The organism is Agarivorans litoreus, assembly GCF_019649015.1.
Taxonomy (GTDB): Bacteria; Pseudomonadota; Gammaproteobacteria; order Enterobacterales; family Celerinatantimonadaceae; genus Agarivorans; species Agarivorans litoreus.
Genome location: NZ_BLPI01000001.1, coordinates 980495 through 998531 on the forward strand (window position 1 = coordinate 980495; position 18037 = coordinate 998531).

Consider the following 18037-nt stretch of genomic DNA (forward strand, 5'->3'; position numbering starts at 1 on the left):
TAGATACAAAGCAAAAGGCGAACCAATAAAATCCCGCAAAAACCTATTACTTAAGGAGTATAAAAAATCGCTAAATTGGCAGAAAAAGCCGAATTTTGAGTGCTGAAACAAAATAGCGCACAAGCATGGTGCAACACGTCCCGAAATTGGGCTTTATTGAAATAACAGCAAACATCTCTTTCTAGCTGTTTAAAGCTCATTTCTTATACGAACAGATATAAAGCGCTGAACGGGAGAGTGATTAAACCAACCAGCTTATTTACAACAATGGCTAGCAAGATATAAAACACAAAACCAGAGCCTTAGCTCTGGTTGTATGCTTAGTTTACAGCTGGAGAAAAGTAAGATTTTATCCAACCGTAAAGTACTTGTTGGTTAAACTCGGCAAAAGCGATTTGAGTAAAATCGCCCGCGGGGTCTTGCTCTTTAAAAGCAAATTTATACAGCACTTGCTCAGGATTTTGATCATGCAAAATCACAATAATCCGCTTGCTGGTTTTTAAGCAATCTATGGTCATCACATCGGCCGGCACGCCATTTTTACGCATGTTACGACTAATGCCTATCACCGGATCGATGTGCGCAAAATCTTGCTGAATGCTTAAATGAGCCGCGTTTGCCATATCCGACAAGCTCACTAAACGTTGTTCGCTAAGATGAGTATCTTCAGGCTTATTTTCCATTGGCTAGCCCGCTCGCAAGGCAAGAATTGCCGGAATATTTAAAGCCTTGCTGTAAGCAACAAAAGGCTGCTTTTTCTCGGCAATGGCCACCATCGACATACGATCTGCCAGCTCGTTGCCCTCTACTCCCACATGGCCGTTTACATGCAATATTTGCAGTTTGTCTTTAAGCTGTTGGTAGCGTTCAAACATTTCCTGAATTAACTGCAGATTCTTAATCTCACCACTGGCTTTCTTCCAGCCTTTTTTCTTCCAGCCTGCAGCCCATTGAGTAATGCATTGAATGGAGTACTTAGAGTCACACAAAATCGCCACTCGTAAGCCTTTTGCCAGCTCTTGCTGGGCCATAATCATTGCTTGATTAAGGGCGTTTAGTTCTGCGGTATTGTTAGTGCCCATGGGGTTATATAGGCCATACCAAAGCTCGGCCAACTCTTCGTTGCGATACAAGGCTAAGCCCGAGCCGGCCTCTCCTGGATTTGGCTCGCAGCCACCGTCGGTATAAATTTTCACTTCTGCGGCTAATTTATTGATTTCCGCAGCGGTATAAGTTTTCACCGTTTGCCCCGACGCTCGTTTACGCGCTGGCGCTGCACCGGAAGCTTTTACACTAGCACTGGCCTTACCGCCAAAAGCAGCTTCAGCCTCAGCTAAAGTGGGGAAAGACTTGTAACGCGCGCCAGCAAACTTATCAATGCTGCGTTTACAAGTGAGCCAATCGTTAAAAATGCCGGTGTCTCGCCCTTGCCATACCACGTAGTACTTTTTAGCCATGTTTTGCTCTTTTACTTAGTTTGCGGGCTAATATAACCAAGCAAGCCGCTGAACACGAAGAAAAACTTAGCATTTATCAAACTGCAGTAACACAGCTCCACCAGGTTTACTGCCGATGCTTACAGGCTTATCTAAAAGGCTCCCCTATTTTTTTACTTGTTACACAATACAAATTAAATAACGAGGAAGAGAAACACTAAAACAGCTTAGCGATAAACACAAACCAACCGAGCGCATTAACAAATGGTATTAGACCAGCATTACGCTCGGCGAGGGTGTTATAGCAGTTAGGCGTGTTTTAAGCGTAAATAAAGGGAGTCTTTAAGCTCTGCCCTATCATGTTTTAGCTGGTGCATTGCCTCGTCATCTATCGGGCCGCCGCGCAGCTCCAATACACGAATTTCTTTATCTAAGGCATTGTAGCGTTTGGTGTCTGCGGCAAACTTCTCATCGCTGCCAGTTAAGGCAGTAATTTTATCTAGTAGCTCTGGAAACTCTTTTGCCAAAGAATGATCTTCACCTAACATAAAAACTCCTTCCCATTTAAACCCGATATGTTGTTTCAGCCTTAGCCAAATTTGACTAGTTCTTAAAACTTAGCAAATCCCTTGTAAAACACCGTGTTAATTTGTCAGTTAAACTAAATTTTTCTCATGATGAAAAATTTACTTGCTCAAACATAATATATGAAATACCGTATATACGCTTTTACATATATCTGGTTGCTGTAATGTTGTCTGTGTTATTTTTATGTACCGCTAATGCTGCTCGCTCTCAGTTAGCCGAAGCCTTGGTTAACCAACGTTACCCAGAGCACTTTGTGGCTTATAGTGCGGGCACTCAGCCTAAAGGTATCGACCCTCGCACCATTAAACACTTACAGGCTCAAGGTCTATCTAGCAGCGGCCTACGCAGCAAAACCATTGCGGAGCTTGAGCAAAATATTCAACAGCAAACTCAGCGCCCTGCTTTATTTAATTTCATCATTACTTTGTGTGACAGCGCTAAACAAGAATGCGCCTTACTGCCAAAAGGCGCAGCGATTTTGCATTGGAATTTGCCCGATCCCGCTGGCGAACAAGGCATGGCCTTATTCGAGCAAGTATTTAGCGAATTAGAACTACGTTTAGCCGAATTTGTGCGCTTTAATCACAACCCACAAGCCGCACTGCAAATCGAAGCCATCGATGTATTTAAGCAGTTTAGCGACAATACTCGCTTACAAATTTTGATGCTGATAGAAGATGAACAACGCTTGAGCGTTAATCAGCTTTGTACTGCTCTAGAAGTAAGCCAACCAAAGGTATCGCGCCACCTAGCCTTACTGCGCGAATGTCAGTTATTGTCTACCACGCGCCAAGGCCAGCAGGTGTTTTATCACCTAAATCCCTTGTTACCAGAATGGGTGGCGCAAACGCTATCAACTACACGAGTAGCCAACCCCAGTTATATAAACCAGCCGCTAGCACGCATTAGGCAGCAGGCTAATCCCCAATTAGTTAATCAAGATTAAGGTACTTTTATGTCTTCACATCCTATTTTTACCGTTGATGTTAGCGACACAGCGCAACTACTGTTAACTCCTTGCCCAGGCACTAAAGGGGTAGATCTTTCTACCTCACTACAACAGCTTTGCTACAAAAATAGCCCGGCACTCATCACCTTAATGACCGAGCAAGAGCTGGCCGACAATAACTTAAGTGATTTACCGAAAACGTCTGTCACTCACGATATGCAGTGGTTCCACCTGCCTTTAGCAGACGACACTGTGCCAGACGAAGCTTGGGAAGAGCAATTTCAAAGCGTGCTTCCGCGTTTTTTACAGCTACTAAACAATGGCATGAACTTAACCATTCATTGTAAAGGTGGCAGTGGCCGCACTGGCTTGCTAGCTGCTCGCATTATGCTAGCGCTAGGTTTCGAGCTAGACGATGCCATCGCAAAAATTAAGGCAGTGCGCCCCAACGCATTCAGCGTGCCTGCTCAACAAACTTACATTCAACAATTTGCCAAATAAGAGACTTAGCAATGACCATTAAAGTAGGAATTAACGGCTTTGGCCGTATTGGCCGCCTTGCCCTGCGCGCAGCTTACGACTGGCCAGAGTTAGAGTTTGTAATGATTAACGATGTGGCCGGCAATGCCGAAACACTAGGCCACTTACTCGAGTTTGATTCTGTACAGGGGCGCTGGCACCACGGCGTTGAACACAACGCCGATGGCATTGTTATCAACAACAACACCATTAAGTGCTACCAAGAAAAAGACTTAAGCAAAGTAGATTGGTCGGGCTGTGATGTGGTACTTGAGTCTACCGGCGTGCACCGTTCTAAAGCCAAACTAGCACCTTACCTAGCCCAAGGCGTTAAACGTGTTGTGGTATCTGCGCCTGTTAAAGAAGACGGTGTAGCCAACATTGTTGTGGGTGTGAATGACGATATTTTTGATGCTAGCCAACACCAAATTGTTACCGCCGCATCTTGTACCACTAACTGTTTGGCACCTGTAATTAAGGTGATTCAACAGCATTTGGGTATTGAGTCTGGCTGCATGACCACTATTCATGATTTAACCAATACCCAAACCATTTTAGATGCACCGCATAAAGACTTACGCCGCGCCCGCGCTTGTGGCATGTCGTTAATTCCTACCACTACCGGCAGCGCTAAAGCAATTTGCGATATTTTCCCAGAGCTAGACGGCAAGCTAAACGGCCACGCTGTGCGCGTACCTTTAGCTAACGCGTCACTCACCGACATGGTGTTTACTCTAGAGCGCGATACCACCGCCGAAGAAGTAAATAGCCTGTTTAAGCAAGCCAGCGAAGGTGAGCTAAAAGGCATTCTGGGTTACGAAGAAAAGCCGCTAGTTTCTATTGACTACAAGGGTGACCAACGCTCTAGCATTGTAGATGCACAATCCACCATGATGGTAGGCAAACGCATGCTTAAAGTGTACGCCTGGTACGACAACGAAATGGGCTATGCAACCCGCACCAGCGAGCTTATTCGCAAAGTTGGTTTAGCAGATAAAAGCTAGGACCTGTTGAACCTTGCTGATGGTTTTTGCAGCAATTTATTCGCCATTTAGGCAAGGCAGTGAGTGTGAAGTTAAGTGGGCTTAATAATCACTCACTAACGCTGAATAAATGGCTAACAAATGCTGCCCGAAGGGTTCAGATAAGCGAACTTTACTCTTTGTTAAGCACTTCTCGCTTAGCCCACTAGGCTTCAAAGTGCTCGCCGCAATTAAAGCCCGCTTATCTCGAACAAAATTTCAACACCAAAGATCAACAGACCCTAGGTAAACATGATAAAAGCACTACCTCAACAACTTAAACAATACCTATTAGTTACTTTTAACTATTGGAACTTCACCATTACCGACGGTGCATTGCGCATGTTGGTGGTGCTGTATTTTCACCAGCTAGGTTATTCGGCGATTGCGATTGCCATGCTGTTCTTGTTTTACGAGTTTTTTGGGGTAGTGACCAATTTAATTGGTGGCTGGTTAGGGGCGCGTATTGGTCTTAACCACACCATGAACATTGGCTTGGCCATGCAAATTATTGCCTTGTTGGCATTGGGTTTGCCCTCTGAGTTTTTATCTATTCCCTTAGTTATGGCAGCGCAAGCCTTGTCGGGCATAGCTAAAGATCTAAATAAAATGAGCGCTAAAAGCTCGATTAAGGGCTTAGTGAGCGGTGACCAACAACATAGCTTGTACAAATGGGTGGCCATTCTTACCGGCTCAAAAAACGCCCTAAAAGGCTTTGGCTTTTTTCTAGGTGGTGCGCTGCTTAACTTAATTGGCTTTCAGCTATCGATGCTGGCTATGGCGGCGGTATTGTTTGTGGTGCTGCTATTAAGCTTAAAACTGCTGGAAAAAGACTTAGGCAAAGCCAAGAGCAAACCTAAGTTCTCGCAAATATTTTCTAAAAGCCCACAAATCAATATTTTAGCAGCAGCCCGTTTATTTTTATTTGCCGCCCGCGACGTATGGTTTGTAGTTGCCCTGCCAGTATATTTAGGTGCCAGCTTAAACTGGTCACACATCGAAACCGGCACCTTTATGGCCGCGTGGGTCATCGCCTATGGCGTAGTGCAAGGCTTGGCTCCCAAAATCACCGGCAGCCAATCGGGCAAAGTGCCCGGGCAAGGCGCAGCCTTAATCTGGGCACTATTGCTTAGCATTATTACCGGCATCCTCGCTTACTTAGTGCAACTAGGCTGGCAGCCACAAGCCACCATAATCGTCGGTTTAATGTTATTTGGCATCGCCTTTGCCATTAACTCCTCACTGCACTCTTACTTAGTGGTGAGTTACGCCAGCGAAGACGGCGTATCCATGGACGTAGGTTTTTACTACATGGCCAATGCCATGGGGCGATTAGTGGGTACAGTATTGTCGGGCGTAGTATTTCAAATGGCCGGCCTCGCCGCCTGTTTGTGGGTGAGCTTTGCGATGTTAGCGATATGCTGTGTGATTAGTGTAGCGCTGCCGAAAGGTAACGAGGGGTAAAGAATATAAGCCACTCAACCCAAATAGATGGCTAGTCGTTTGTTTGCTCTATTTCATTAACAGGATAGGCAGTCAAAGAGATTGAAGCTCCAACCTTTAAAGCTAACTCCATGAGAGGTAATGAGATTTCGTACTCGGCTGCATACTGCTCACATTCACCAACCCCAAGTCCGACATCCAAGTTTGCAGTTAGATTTAAGTTAACAAAATTGATAGAACTAGAACTTAACTCGTTAAAAAAAGACTCAATATTATTAAGCATTTCCGTTGGAGAATCTGCATCAGGTAAATCCACACTGAAACCAGATGACGAAAAGAATCTAGTTCTAGAAATTGAATCGCCTTTTTCCCACTCTCCGATGATATTAAATGGATACAACGCTTTTACTACGTCGATTTCCTTTTCATTACCTTGAATTCTTAAAACAGCTATATTCAAATGCTAACCTGCAACTTATCTTAAGCAATGTGACAATATCATTCCCCCGCCACCATCAATACCATTATTTGTTATCTGCCAGTTGTGGCATGAATACGTAAATCGAAAGTATATTGAAAAGCATTATCTTGTGTATGAACTCGAAGCTTGAAGCGTCTTTTATTCATATCTTGACTATTTTCTCTAAACATTAAACCGATGTTTCTTTCTTCTATTGCTCCAGGCGGTAACGCGTCAAATGAAATTGGAATTCTCACTTGCCGTGAGAGTAGATCATCATTTTCAAACGCCATTGCATCAAATGATTGCAACTGATGAGGAACAACCTTTTTTGTTTCTTTACTATGAGGAGATCCTGCATTACTGATAATTTGTTGAGTTGTATAGTTTGCAGGAACAACCTCTGAATTAGCCTCCAAAAACAGATATGCATGAGTAATTGGAGTAACGGGCTTAGATGATTCATTTCTTAAATAAACAGGGAGAGTAAAATATTCTTCATCGCTTGGAATACTGCCATCTATATACGGGATTTCCCCGTCGCCATTGGCGGGAACTTCTACATCAAATACTCTCAGTGAAAGAAACTCGCTTGGTTTGTTGTCCGTTCTTTCCTGTTCTAATGCCCACTTAATCTTGCTAGACAGCATTTCCTTCAGTTTACTTATGCTTCCATCATAAACAAGGTGTTGCTGATGCTGCAGGTCGAAGGGGATGTCATCAGCACTCTGAGTGAGAAGAATTACATTCTTTCCTAATGCGTGAGCATAGCCCACCTCGTAGAAAACATTTGGATTTCTGCCAGTCATATCAGCTACAACTACATCTGCTTTATTTATCTGGTTAAATATTCTATCCAGCATTCCTTCATTAAAAATCTGCTCGTCAAGCCTTTCTGCATATGCTCCTGCATCCTCAGCTGCTCCTTTGATGCCAAATTTATAAGTATCACTGAGTACGTCATCAAATGGCATTAAAACAAAGATGAATGGTTTGGGTTGGTTTTTCATTTGCTTCCTTATTAGTTTGGTATGCCAATTTGAGGTTCAGCTTAATACTTGGTTATTGCGACCTTATAAGGTATCTGGGTTCTATATGCAAAAAAGCTAGCAACCTGCAAAAATCTACAACAATCATACCCTAACAGTACTTTCTAAAATAACAACAAGCTCAATAAATTAAGATTCCTCATGTTCGCTCTTCCTTCCCCTTCATTATCGCCGAGTCACGCAAGTGCCAAGCGATTAAGCCGAGCACTGTTTGAGCGTAGCGAGTTGCGCAGGCTCGCTTGGCACTGAGTAACGAGGAAATAAGATAATGCGGGGCAGCCTTTCTTTTGCTTCGTTTTCTTTGGCTGTTCAAAGAAAATGACGTCGCCGACAGGCGAAACTAACCACTGCAGTCAATTATCAGCTCCCCTACATTATCGCCGAGTCACGCAAGAGCCAAGCGATTAAGCCAAGCACTGTTTGAGCGTAGCGAGTTGCGCAGGCGCGCTTGGCGCTGAGTAACGAGGAAATAAGATAATGCGGGGCGACCTTTCTTTTTGCTTCGTTTTTCTTTAGTCGCCAAAGAAAAATGACGTCGCCGAAAGGCGAAATAGAACACCATCGTCGATAGTAAGTTATTCACCCTCATTATCACCGAGTCACGCAAGAGCCTAGCAATTAAGCCGAGCACTGTTTGAGCGTAGCGAGTTGCGCAGGCGCGCTTGGCACTGAGTAACGAGGAAAAAAGATAACGCGAGGCAGCCTTTCTTTTTGCATTGTAAGCTTTAGCCATATCCCTAAGGGAGACTTACAGCCTGTTGAAAATAAGCTTGAACAGAGTGAATATAAACACCTTGAAATATTGAACTAAAGCAAACCATCAACATTAAGGCACTAATTTGTCAGTAACTTAACTCAAGGTTTGCTAGAGTTTAAGTGAGCAATCTAATTGTTATTTGTAATGACAAGTACCCACAAACAAACCAAACCACATTGAGAAGTGAATAATGGTCGTTGATGAATCATCATTTCAAAAAGTTAAAGATTTTGCTCCCCAAGCTTGGAGTATTGATTTACAAAACAACAACTTTACTTGCCCTCAGCAACTTATTGCTATGCTGGGTTACCCTAGTCAATCGGTGATCACGCTTTCCCAGCTTTTTGCGGCCTTTGAAAAAAACCAAGTATCACTACTCAAGAAGCATATTCGCCAAGTAATAGACACCGGTAAACCGATTATTCAAACCGCTATATTAAATGCTTACCAACATCGCTACATTGCTGAGATTGTCATTAATCCCCTACCAAAAAATGACAAGGTGATTACCGGTACTATTGAGTTAAAGCAGTATTTTCTGACTAAACAACAAGAGCTAGCATTTTTAAAACGTATTTTTGCTCAGTCAAATGAAGGCCTAATGATTGCCGATATTAATCACACTATTTTAATAGTGAACAAGGCATGGTGTAACAACACTGGCTACCAAGAACATGAATTATTAGGCCAGCCAGCATCAATACTTAAAAGTGGCCGCTATACACAATCTTTTTATCAAAAGCTGTGGAGCCATGTAGACGAGCAAAAAATTTGGACCGGCGAATTGTTAGCAAAAACCAAACAAGGTGAGGTATACGCCCATGAGGCCCGTATTCAGCGTATTGATTTGCCAGGCCAAGACCACGTTTATGTTTCCTCTAGCCACCGCTTAGATACCTCTGCCGACCTGTGGGACGAAGACAACCCGAACGCCAGCTCAAAGGTGCATGTTCCCGACAAAAACGCATTTAGCAAGAAACTAAATGCTGATTATAAGCAGCTTAGTAATGACGTGACCATAGTGACCTTGGTATTTAGCGTTAACCTTGCACAAGCCACCAGTGCAGTAACGCGCCAATGGTTAGTGGCGCAACGCTTTAGCCAGCTTAGTCAACGAGGTCACTTAGGCATACTTAACGAAAAAATGTTTGCTGCTTATTGGATAGTACCCAAGCAAATGGAAGACATTGAACACACTTTAAAAAGCGCTCTAGCCGCATTGGAGGGGCACAATAGTTATGAAGATATTGGCCTGTCTGCCACTGTACATGGTGGTGCCTCGGTACTACAAATTGATGCCTCTAGCCCATCACAAATGTTGGCACATGCTAGCCAAGCGCTCATCGCAAATAGCCAAGGCAACGACTCTTCCTTATATTATTTTGATCGGCGTTTATCCAAGCGCTTTAACCGAAAAGCGACTTTAGCTACCTTACTAAGACAAGCGCTTACAGCCAACAAAATAGAAGCTTATTACCAACCTATTGTTGCTTTGCCCGAGCTAAAAATTGTTAAATTCGAAGCATTATGCCGAGTAAAGCTAGATACAAACATCCCCTACAGCGTGCAAGAGTTAATTGAGATAGCCGAAGAATACAACTGGATTGACCAAATTGATGCGGCAGTCACCAAACAAGCCTTACACGATTTACCTATTTTACAAAAACATTACCGTAGCAATAGCTTAGGGATGTCAATTAATCGCTCAGTGGTTAACGATAGGGTCTCTCATTGTTGTTTGGAAGACACCCTAAATATTTTTGAAGCTAGTGATATAGATTTAGGCTTAATTACCTTAGAGCTCACCGAGTCTGCCTATTTTGATGATTCTTACTACCACTCTGAGTGGTTAGACAAACTTAAAGCACGTAATATTGCCATTGCCTTAGATGACTTTGGTACCGGCTATTCGTCGTTCTCTTATCTGCGGCAAATTCCGGTAAACGTTGTAAAAATTGATCGCTCATTTGTGTCAGGTTTAACGGAAGAATCTAACGAATACGCAATGATCGACATGCTGTGCAAGCTCACCCATAAAATGGGGGGAAAGGTGATCGCCGAAGGCGTAGAAACCCAACAAGAGCTCTACCTATTATCCAAGTTAAACGCAGATATGCTGCAAGGTTACATTTTTAGTAAACCACGTAGCTTGGCTGATATTCTGGCTACCACGCAAGATAATATATACCCTCACTTAAGTCAGCATGTGTACCAAGAAAACATTATTAACGCACACAGTATTATGCGCCGTGACTTTCCCAAAATTGGACCCGACGACAAGTTAAAAACTGCGGTCGAACGCTTTAAAAAGTATCAATCTAGAGACTTAATCGTTATAGAGAAAAGTCGCTGTTTAGGGGTGCTACACCAAGGTGATGTAAATGCGGCAATTAGCCCCTATTTAAATACCAAAGGAGAACAAAACCGAGATTTGCTTACACTTAATAAACGGGTTCATCAGGTGATGCATAAAAGCCATATAAAGGTAGCCATAAATACCACCTACGAACATTTATTTGAGCAATTTGTTAACCAGCCCTATACCGTTGCAATTGTTGAAGGGGACTCAGGTATCTGCTTAGGCTTGATCACCTTGGAAGATATGCTGTTACAACACGAGCATATCGCCAATAAACACTAAAAGTTATTCCCTCAACAGGTGTCATTTAAAGCAAATATTTACGTTCTAAATAGTTCAAACTGACGTAAACTCATTGCTCATTATACTTTGCACACAGAAACGATTATGGACTATTTAGCGCTAAACAAAGCTGCTTGGGACAAACGTACTGAGCTTCACGTAGATTCTGATTTTTATGATGTAAATGGATTTCTCGCTGGGAACAGTTCACTCAAGTCTATTGAGCGCGAGCTCATGGGCGATGTTAATGGTAAAAAGCTGTTACACCTGCAATGCCATTTTGGCTTAGACAGCTTATCTTGGGCGCGCTTGGGCGCCGAGGTTACCGCTGTTGATCTCTCTAGCGAGGCGATTAAGCGCGCTGAAGAACTGGCCGAAAAAACAGGCTTAAAGGCCGAGTTTATTTGTAGTGATGTATATGCTTTTGGCGACACAAATCAAACCACCTATGACTGGGTATTTGTGTCTTACGGCGCACTATGTTGGCTGCCCGACATTACTCGCTGGGCGCAAGTAGTAGCAACCAGCTTAAAACCCGGCGGCAGGCTTTGTTTAGCTGAGTTTCATCCGGTGCACGATTTAGTCAGTGGCTATGGTTACTTTCACCGTGATGAAGCAGATTTAGATGAAGAAGGCACTTATACCGAAAACGACAATGGCGAAGCGAGCCCAATGTTAACCTGGGGTCATCCCTTATCTGATGTAGTAAATGCACTGATTCAAGCTGGCTTAAACATTGAGTTGCTAAACGAATACGATTACAGCCCATACAATTGTTTTGAAGATTTAACCGAGCGCGCAGCCGACGAGTTTGTTTATGAACACGAGCACTATAACTCGCCACTGGTTTACGCCATTGTAGCCAGCAAAAGCTAAGCAGTGTAAAACAGATAAAGCGGGCGAGCTTTAAAGCTCGCCTATTTTTATTTATTCACAATTTGCTAATCGTTGTCGCTAATATTTACCCAAGTGCTGGTAATGTTACCTAGTTGGGCAGGACGGGCTGAGAACAAGTAAACCTTAAAGCGTTCGTCACCTTCTTTGCGCTTATCATCAACGATTTTTGCGCTCACCGTTTTAACCCCACTTTCACCTTCGCTCCATTGTACACGCTGGAAAAACGGCGCGCGGTAGTCAAACCAATTAGCAGACGATGGCAATACCAATACCCACGCACTAACAGTAGTGCTAGCTTCACCATTTAACACCAGCGGGATGGTAATGTTGCCAGCAGACTCAGCAACGTTCATTTGCTCAAACTGCATGGCTACACTTAATGGCGTGTTGTCTTGAATAATCAGCTCAACTTGCGGCAAGGCTAAACTGGCCGCGCCTTGCTCTATGCTTAACTGCAAATAGGCGCGCTCCGCTCCCTCTGTTAGCTCGTCGGTGTACGCAGCAATGTTTAGCTCACGGCTACTCATATCACCATCAAGCCAAGTTAGTTCGCCACTTAGCAATGCTAAATCTTGCTCATCGGCAGAACCCGCAACTACTTGGTACTTAAGCACTACATCGCCAAAATCACCGGCTAAACGCTCTATCGTTAACGAGCCATTACTGCCTTCGGCAATGGTGAGTTCAGTCGCGGTGCTAATAGTGCCCGCACTGCGCATATCTAAAGCAATGATGACGGGATCATGATCCGATGCGCGGTAAGCATGTGGCGCATAAAAGTTAGTGATTTGCGCATCAGACTTATACTCAGTGTTGTAATCTAAACCGGTTGGTTCGTCGGCATTAATATGCCAATCGGTGGCATCTAGCACTCGTGATGTTAAGGCTGAATCGGCCAAGGCGTGGTCTAAACTGCCCGCTTCTTCATCGTAGTAGTAGGAGTAACTGTTTGCTTCGAACAGTGGTACTAGGTTAGTAAAGCCGGCCGTTTCAAAGGCTAACATTGGGTCTTCTTTGGCGTACGCGTTAAAGTCTCCTAACAACAAGACCTGTTGTTTTTCGGCAAAAAACTGGCTCAGTGTTTGCGCCGCTAAAGTGCGCTGACCATTACAATTGCCCTGACCATCTCCCATGTCTGGGTCGCCTAAGGCATTACAGTTACTGCCCTTAGATTTAAAGTGGTTAACTGCAACATAAAAGCGCTCGCCGCCGTCTACCATGCTAAATTGCTGCACTAAAGGAACGCGATGTTTAGCAGTATCAGCATCAAACGGGTAAGCGCGAATTAGCTCTGCATCGCCATAAACTTGTACCACACTTGGTTGGTAGATTAAGCCTACCGTGATCATATCGTTGCCAATACGTTCACTTAAAGGCTTCACTACGGCGTAATGTTGTTGCTCGGGCAGCTGAACATTAACCGCATCAACTAAGTTTTGAATTGCGCTAGCCTCATCAAAACCGTTGTTTTGCAACTCCATTAAGCCTACAACGTTGGCATTCATCGCGACTAAGGCCGAGACCAATTTAGCCCGCTGACGTTCAAACTCTTCAGCAGTATCCGCACCACGAAAATCAGTCGCATTGTCGATGTCTAAATCAGTGAAAAAGTTAAGCACGTTGAAGCTTGCAACAGTTAAGTTACCTAGCTCGCCTAGTTCTGGCTCGGTGGTTCTTGGGTTTGCATCGATAAAGTTAGGTACTACCGTAGGCTGCACCCGAAACTGGCCGAAACTGTAATTAATAACACCTTCAACATTGCTCACTTGCGAACCAGCGCGCAGGCTGTTTAAGGCCGAGAAGTTAGGGAAGTAGGCTATATCATCGGGATTTTGCGAACTTAAACCATCATCCAATACCAAGCGGTTAAGCTGATTAGCGAGGGCTAAAGCTTCGGCTTCTGGCGTATTGGCTGGGTAAACCTGGGTAGACTTAAAGCGCTTACCTAAGGACAACACCGTTTCACCATAGCGATTAAAGGTGTAGGCAGGCGTGGCATGCAAGGTTTGTGGCAGCACCACACGCATGCCTTCTAGGTGATAAAGATCCGCATCCACCAAGGGTAAGCTTAGGCTGGTTGCACTAGGTAGCGCTTCTTCGCCACACACAATTAAGCCGCTTACATCTTTAAGCTGATTACCACCGCTATAAGTGGCTACAGTTGCTTTTACGCGTACTCGTTGGCCTAGCGAAACCTCATCAGCATAGTGGTAAACAAAAATCCCTTCAGAAGTTTGAGGGTCTGCATCCCAGTTAGCATCGGCGTGCTGTATAAAAAAGCCAGATAATTGATTATTGTTGGCATCGCCTTGGAAATCACCCACAACAACAGCTTCAACCACCACTTCTTGGTCTAATAAATTGGCAGAACGAATGCTATGAATCGCAGTGCTTGTATCACCACATTGGCCAATTTCTGAGATTGGAGGATCAATTGGCCCGCCACCATTATCACAAGCATCTTGGCCAATGCAGCCTAGACCATCAACAGTGTTTATTGCGTAGTTGAACCAGCGAGATGAAATCACAAACTCTTGGCCGTTGTCGTTATCTGGGCTGCTTTCATCAAGGCGACGCAAGGTTTGATTTTGCGTTGAAGCGCCGCCATCATTCCAGGTTTGACGCACGCCAATTTGACCAACGCGATCAAGCAATACATCGTTGGCAAACAAGCCAACTGCATCATCACCATTAAAGTTAATCACACTTGACTCAATGCCCACACCCGGGGGAATTAGGGCATTGTCGTTATTGCCAATCACCGCATTGCTGTTCACAAATACTAAGGTTTCGCCTGGCGCTAAACTGCCACTTAACGCTTGGGTATTGGTGGCAATGCTTGCTCCGTTGGAAAACAAGCGCAGCTGATAGTCACCAGCGCTTAGATCGACTGTTTGATCACCATAGTTCGCAATTTCAATTGCCTTGTTAAAACTACTACCTTCTATATATTCACTAATGAGTACATTCGCTTGAGCGCTAGTACCTAAGGCACATAGGCCCACTAACATAAAATTTCTGGGGTTCATATTACTCGTCCCTGAGACCATAAGAATGCCGCATATAGCGGCGCCATTAACTGGTCTAGCCTGACGAAATTTAATGACAATAAAACACAAAAATGGCGAACAAAATGTGACAATTTAATGGCAAAACTGTAAACAAGATAGTCACTGTGACTGCTAAAAATCCGCCATTCACGCCGATTGAAAAAGCAAGGCTAACCACAATATAAACAGGCCAGGCATTAAGATATTTACCGATAGCAAAATAAAGGTTTTAAGCTAAGTTTATAGAAACAACTAAATGTGGCTTAACCATGAACAATTCAGCGCCTTTAAGCGTGGCTTTAAAGCACGGCGATATAAAGCAACTATTTGATAATATTTATTTTGTAACTGGTACTGTGACCATGACTAAACCCTTGAGTATGTCGTTTAGCCGTAATATGTGTATTGTTAAACAGGGCTCTCAGCTGGTGTTAATTAATTCGGTGCAACTAAGCCCTGCAGGTTTAAGCCAACTGGATATGCTAGGTAAGGTAAGCGATGTTATTCGTCTCGCCGCTTTTCATGGCATGGACGACCCATTTTACAAACACCACTATGGCGCGAAGGTGTGGTCGGTTGACGCACCATATAACAGCGAGCTTAGCCGAGTAGCCAAACAAGAAAACATCTACTTTGAGCCGGATCATATACTGAGTACACAACAGACTAAGCTTCCTATAAATGACGCTAAATATATAGAAATAAGTTCAGCCGAGCCCAAGGAGTCACTCATTTTGTTACCACAAAATAAAGGAGTACTGATTGCCGGTGATAGCTTACAAAACTGGCAAACAGCCGATAGTTACTTCAACTTTGCTGGTGCTGTGCTCATGAAGATGATGGGTTTTCTTAAAGCCTATAATGTTGGACCAGGTTGGTTAAAAATGGCCAAACCAGAAAAAAATGAGATTAAAAGCCTATTAGAACTAGATTTTGAACATGTGATTCCCGCCCATGGCAGCCCAGTGATAAAAAACGCTAAACAGCATTTCAGTGGAGCAATCACCCGCCTATAGCCTTACACCTTAGCAATCTCTAATGCGCCTTCGTCAGTATGCAGGTAACGCTGCGCCATAAATGCCACCGCCGACAGTGAGCAAACACTTACCAACACAATGCCCTGCCAGCCCCAAGCTGCAAAGAAGGGCTGCATTAATGCGCCGCCACTTGCTGCGCCAATGTAATAACTAATAGTATAAAGAGCTGATGCGCTGGCCTTAGCTTGAGTGGCATGTTGGTTTACCCACGCGCTGGCTTGAGCATGGCAGAAAAAGAAGCCCATGGATGACACCACCATTGCCAATAACAACACCCATAGCTCGCCAAACAGACTTAATAAGCTGGCGATAGTCATCACCAACAAACCCAACACTATGCAACTTTTGCCTCCGTAACGTTGCGCAATTCGCCCGGCCGAGCTGGCAGTAAATGTGCCTCCTAGATAACTAAGAAACAATAACGATGTAAGGCTAGCGGGCAGCGAAAACGGTGCTTCGGCCAAAATAAAAGTGAGGTAAGAGAACTGGTTTATAAACACCCCAAAACCGATGCCTCCCACTAAGTAAGCACATACTAACTGTGGGTTGCGGATATGCCGCTTATAGTTAGCAAGACTTTGACATAAGCGCCAGCGACCTAAGGTTTTAGCTTGTTCTGCTGGCAGTAGCATCACCACCGCTAGCGCCATAAACAAGCTAAGCAAAGCAACTACCATAAACGACATCTGCCAAGAGCCCAGCAAGTCGGCACTCCAGCCCCCAAGTAAACGCCCACCAATTCCACCTAAAGAGTTGGCCGCGATAAAAATACCCACCGCTTTGATCAAAGCTTGCGGATCTAATTGCTCTGCTAAGTAAGCAATCGCTACTGCTGGAACACCAGCCAAACAAACACCCTGTAGAAAACGCAAAGCGACAATGGCATAAAACGATTGGGGGTGCGCCAAGCCTATCAGTAAACTTAAACAAGGGACTAAAGCGATAGAGAACAGCAGTATCTTGCGCCGACCCACGGCATCCGACAAAGAAGCCAACAGCAGCAAACCCAAAGCCATGCCTAACATGGCAGCCGACAGCATCGCGCTTGCCGCCAAGGGAGAAACTTGATACTCACTGGCAAACATAGGTAGCAAAGGTTGCACCAAATACAAATTGAAAAAAGTTACCAGTGAAGCGGCCGATACCGCTGCGGTGACTCTCCAAAAACCTTTACTGTTTTGCTGATACTGCATAGCGTGCTCGACATCGTGGAATAGTTAAATCCTAAGCTTCCACTACCAATAAATAAAATATATTAGTATTATCACCGTGATAACTTTTACTTATGGATATACAAATGGAACTGCGACAACTGCGACAATTTGTAACGGTAGTAGAGTTAGCTAGTTTTACCGCCGCGGCTAAACACTTGGGTATTGCCCAGCCAGCCATTAGCGCTACCATAAAAAAGTTGGAACAGCAGCTCTCCATTCAATTGCTACAACGCAATGAGCGTAAAGTAAGCTTAAGCGCCGAAGGCCAAATTCTTTACCAGCATGCAATACAATTGCTTAAACAGGCCGAAGACGCCGAACAAGCCATGCAATCCTTAGTAGGCTTAGAAAGCGGCACGGTAACCATCGGCATTCCTAGCATGATGGGCTCTTATTTCTTCCCGCCTTTACTCATGGGCTTTAAAAGCCTCTACCCACAACTTAACCTCTCGGTGGTAGATGCAGGTACCGAATTGGTGAGAAAAAAACTACTAAGCGGCGAATTAGATCTAGGCATTGTAGTCACCCACGATGTACCACCCGAGCTACATTGCGAACCAATTTACAAAGGAGAACTGCTAGCTTGTTGTAGCCAAGATAACCCGCTAAGCCAACAAGACAGTATTAGCCACCAAGAGTTTTTAGATCATGAGTTAGTGCTATTTAGAGAGGGCTATTTTCACCACAAGGTGATTGAGCAAATAAGTCGTGAGCAGCAGCGAGTGCCGCAGGTCTCTTTTCAAACCAACTTAATACCGTTGATTAAATCGATAGTGGCACGAGATTTTGGCATCACCACCCTGCTTAGCATGGTGGTGCAACCGGGCGACTCGCTGCACTCATTAAGCTTTAATCCGCCATTTTATCTAGAACTGGGCTTAGCTTGGCGTCGCGACGCCTATATGTCTCGAGCCAATCAGCGCTTCAAAGATTTTGTATTAGAGAACTGCAAACAGGTCGAGGCATAATCAACAA

General features: G+C 44.2%; 16 protein-coding genes. 8 read left to right on the forward strand and 8 right to left on the reverse strand.

Annotated elements, in window-relative coordinates; translation table 11 throughout:
* Nucleotides 1-320: 320 nt before the first annotated feature.
* From K5L93_RS04540 to K5L93_RS04550, 3 genes are all read right to left on the reverse strand, one after another.
* Complete coding sequence (locus K5L93_RS04540; protein ID WP_220718654.1) at nt 321-683, reverse strand: hypothetical protein; 363 nt, start codon at nt 681-683, stop codon at nt 321-323.
* Nucleotides 684-686: 3 nt separating this feature from the next.
* Complete coding sequence (locus K5L93_RS04545) at nt 687-1457, reverse strand: ribonuclease H family protein (RefSeq protein WP_220718655.1); 771 nt, start codon at nt 1455-1457, stop codon at nt 687-689.
* Between the two features lie 287 nt (nt 1458-1744).
* A complete protein-coding gene (locus tag K5L93_RS04550; RefSeq protein ID WP_220718656.1) occupies nt 1745-1984 on the reverse strand; it encodes an HP1242/YdcH family protein in 240 nt (79 codons plus the stop codon).
* Between the two features lie 203 nt (nt 1985-2187).
* Here K5L93_RS04550 and K5L93_RS04555 point away from each other — a divergent pair, with 203 nt between their 5' ends.
* The 4 genes from K5L93_RS04555 (at nt 2188) to arsJ (ending at nt 5978) form a co-directional block, all read left to right on the forward strand.
* Nucleotides 2188-2970 carry a metalloregulator ArsR/SmtB family transcription factor gene (locus K5L93_RS04555; protein ID WP_220718657.1) on the forward strand — a complete coding sequence of 261 codons (783 nt, stop codon included), beginning with the start codon at nt 2188-2190 and terminating at the stop codon, nt 2968-2970.
* 9 nt (nt 2971-2979) lie between these two features.
* Nucleotides 2980-3474, forward strand: coding sequence for a phosphatase domain-containing protein (locus tag K5L93_RS04560; RefSeq protein ID WP_220718658.1), 495 nt, complete (start codon nt 2980-2982; stop codon nt 3472-3474).
* Nucleotides 3475-3485: 11 nt separating this feature from the next.
* The gene (locus K5L93_RS04565) at nt 3486-4496 is read left to right on the forward strand and encodes an ArsJ-associated glyceraldehyde-3-phosphate dehydrogenase (RefSeq protein ID WP_220718659.1); all 1011 of its coding nucleotides are present in this window, start codon (nt 3486-3488) and stop codon (nt 4494-4496) included.
* Between the two features lie 270 nt (nt 4497-4766).
* Nucleotides 4767-5978: an organoarsenical effux MFS transporter ArsJ gene (gene arsJ, locus K5L93_RS04570; protein WP_220718660.1), complete on the forward strand. Its 1212-nt coding sequence runs from the start codon at nt 4767-4769 to the stop codon at nt 5976-5978.
* 31 nt (nt 5979-6009) lie between these two features.
* Here the strand turns inward: arsJ and K5L93_RS04575 are convergent, their stop codons facing one another.
* From K5L93_RS04575 to K5L93_RS04585, 3 genes are all read right to left on the reverse strand, one after another.
* Entirely contained in the window at nt 6010-6417 is a 408-nt protein-coding gene (locus K5L93_RS04575) for a hypothetical protein (protein WP_220718661.1), read from the reverse strand.
* Between the two features lie 71 nt (nt 6418-6488).
* Nucleotides 6489-7427: a nucleoside 2-deoxyribosyltransferase gene (locus K5L93_RS04580; protein WP_220718662.1), complete on the reverse strand. Its 939-nt coding sequence runs from the start codon at nt 7425-7427 to the stop codon at nt 6489-6491.
* A 424-nt stretch (nt 7428-7851) separates the two neighbouring features.
* The gene (locus K5L93_RS04585) at nt 7852-8199 is read right to left on the reverse strand and encodes a hypothetical protein (RefSeq protein ID WP_220718663.1); all 348 of its coding nucleotides are present in this window, start codon (nt 8197-8199) and stop codon (nt 7852-7854) included.
* 214 nt (nt 8200-8413) lie between these two features.
* Between K5L93_RS04585 and K5L93_RS04590 the strand changes: the two genes are divergently transcribed.
* Complete coding sequence (locus K5L93_RS04590; protein ID WP_220718664.1) at nt 8414-10864, forward strand: EAL domain-containing protein; 2451 nt, start codon at nt 8414-8416, stop codon at nt 10862-10864.
* A gap of 105 nt (nt 10865-10969) precedes the next feature.
* Complete coding sequence (locus K5L93_RS04595) at nt 10970-11740, forward strand: class I SAM-dependent methyltransferase (RefSeq protein WP_220718665.1); 771 nt, start codon at nt 10970-10972, stop codon at nt 11738-11740.
* 65 nt (nt 11741-11805) lie between these two features.
* On the opposite strand, the gene K5L93_RS04600 is transcribed toward K5L93_RS04595, so the two are convergent.
* Nucleotides 11806-14790, reverse strand: coding sequence for an ExeM/NucH family extracellular endonuclease (locus K5L93_RS04600; RefSeq protein WP_220718666.1), 2985 nt, complete (start codon nt 14788-14790; stop codon nt 11806-11808).
* Nucleotides 14791-15080: 290 nt separating this feature from the next.
* Here K5L93_RS04600 and K5L93_RS04605 point away from each other — a divergent pair, with 290 nt between their 5' ends.
* The gene (locus K5L93_RS04605; protein ID WP_220718667.1) at nt 15081-15827 is read left to right on the forward strand and encodes a hypothetical protein; all 747 of its coding nucleotides are present in this window, start codon (nt 15081-15083) and stop codon (nt 15825-15827) included.
* A gap of 2 nt (nt 15828-15829) precedes the next feature.
* Here K5L93_RS04605 and K5L93_RS04610 read toward each other — a convergent pair whose 3' ends face one another.
* Nucleotides 15830-17041 (reverse strand): MFS transporter, encoded by a 1212-nt coding sequence (locus tag K5L93_RS04610; RefSeq protein ID WP_220718668.1) that lies wholly within the window; start codon nt 17039-17041, stop codon nt 15830-15832.
* 104 nt (nt 17042-17145) lie between these two features.
* On the opposite strand from K5L93_RS04610, the gene K5L93_RS04615 reads away from it, so the two are divergent.
* Nucleotides 17146-18030 carry a LysR family transcriptional regulator gene (locus K5L93_RS04615; RefSeq protein WP_220718669.1) on the forward strand — a complete coding sequence of 295 codons (885 nt, stop codon included), beginning with the start codon at nt 17146-17148 and terminating at the stop codon, nt 18028-18030.
* The last annotated feature ends 7 nt before the right edge of the window (nt 18031-18037 follow it).

What these genes read in the sequence shown, in the direction of transcription:
- arsJ (WP_220718660.1), top strand. Translation starts at nt 4,767, where the DNA reads ATGATAAAAGCACTACCTCAACAACTTAAACAATACCTATTAGTTACT.
- K5L93_RS04600 (WP_220718666.1), bottom strand. Translation starts at nt 14,790, where the DNA reads ATGAACCCCAGAAATTTTATGTTAGTGGGCCTATGTGCCTTAGGTACT.
- K5L93_RS04550 (WP_220718656.1), bottom strand. Translation starts at nt 1,984, where the DNA reads ATGTTAGGTGAAGATCATTCTTTGGCAAAAGAGTTTCCAGAGCTACTA.
- K5L93_RS04540 (WP_220718654.1), bottom strand. Translation starts at nt 683, where the DNA reads ATGGAAAATAAGCCTGAAGATACTCATCTTAGCGAACAACGTTTAGTG.
- K5L93_RS04605 (WP_220718667.1), top strand. Translation starts at nt 15,081, where the DNA reads ATGAACAATTCAGCGCCTTTAAGCGTGGCTTTAAAGCACGGCGATATA.
- K5L93_RS04595 (WP_220718665.1), top strand. Translation starts at nt 10,970, where the DNA reads ATGGACTATTTAGCGCTAAACAAAGCTGCTTGGGACAAACGTACTGAG.
- K5L93_RS04615 (WP_220718669.1), top strand. Translation starts at nt 17,146, where the DNA reads ATGGAACTGCGACAACTGCGACAATTTGTAACGGTAGTAGAGTTAGCT.
- K5L93_RS04590 (WP_220718664.1), top strand. Translation starts at nt 8,414, where the DNA reads ATGGTCGTTGATGAATCATCATTTCAAAAAGTTAAAGATTTTGCTCCC.
- K5L93_RS04565 (WP_220718659.1), top strand. Translation starts at nt 3,486, where the DNA reads ATGACCATTAAAGTAGGAATTAACGGCTTTGGCCGTATTGGCCGCCTT.
- K5L93_RS04545 (WP_220718655.1), bottom strand. Translation starts at nt 1,457, where the DNA reads ATGGCTAAAAAGTACTACGTGGTATGGCAAGGGCGAGACACCGGCATT.
- K5L93_RS04610 (WP_220718668.1), bottom strand. Translation starts at nt 17,041, where the DNA reads ATGCAGTATCAGCAAAACAGTAAAGGTTTTTGGAGAGTCACCGCAGCG.
- K5L93_RS04555 (WP_220718657.1), top strand. Translation starts at nt 2,188, where the DNA reads ATGTTGTCTGTGTTATTTTTATGTACCGCTAATGCTGCTCGCTCTCAG.
- K5L93_RS04585 (WP_220718663.1), bottom strand. Translation starts at nt 8,199, where the DNA reads ATGGCTAAAGCTTACAATGCAAAAAGAAAGGCTGCCTCGCGTTATCTT.
- K5L93_RS04560 (WP_220718658.1), top strand. Translation starts at nt 2,980, where the DNA reads ATGTCTTCACATCCTATTTTTACCGTTGATGTTAGCGACACAGCGCAA.
- K5L93_RS04580 (WP_220718662.1), bottom strand. Translation starts at nt 7,427, where the DNA reads ATGAAAAACCAACCCAAACCATTCATCTTTGTTTTAATGCCATTTGAT.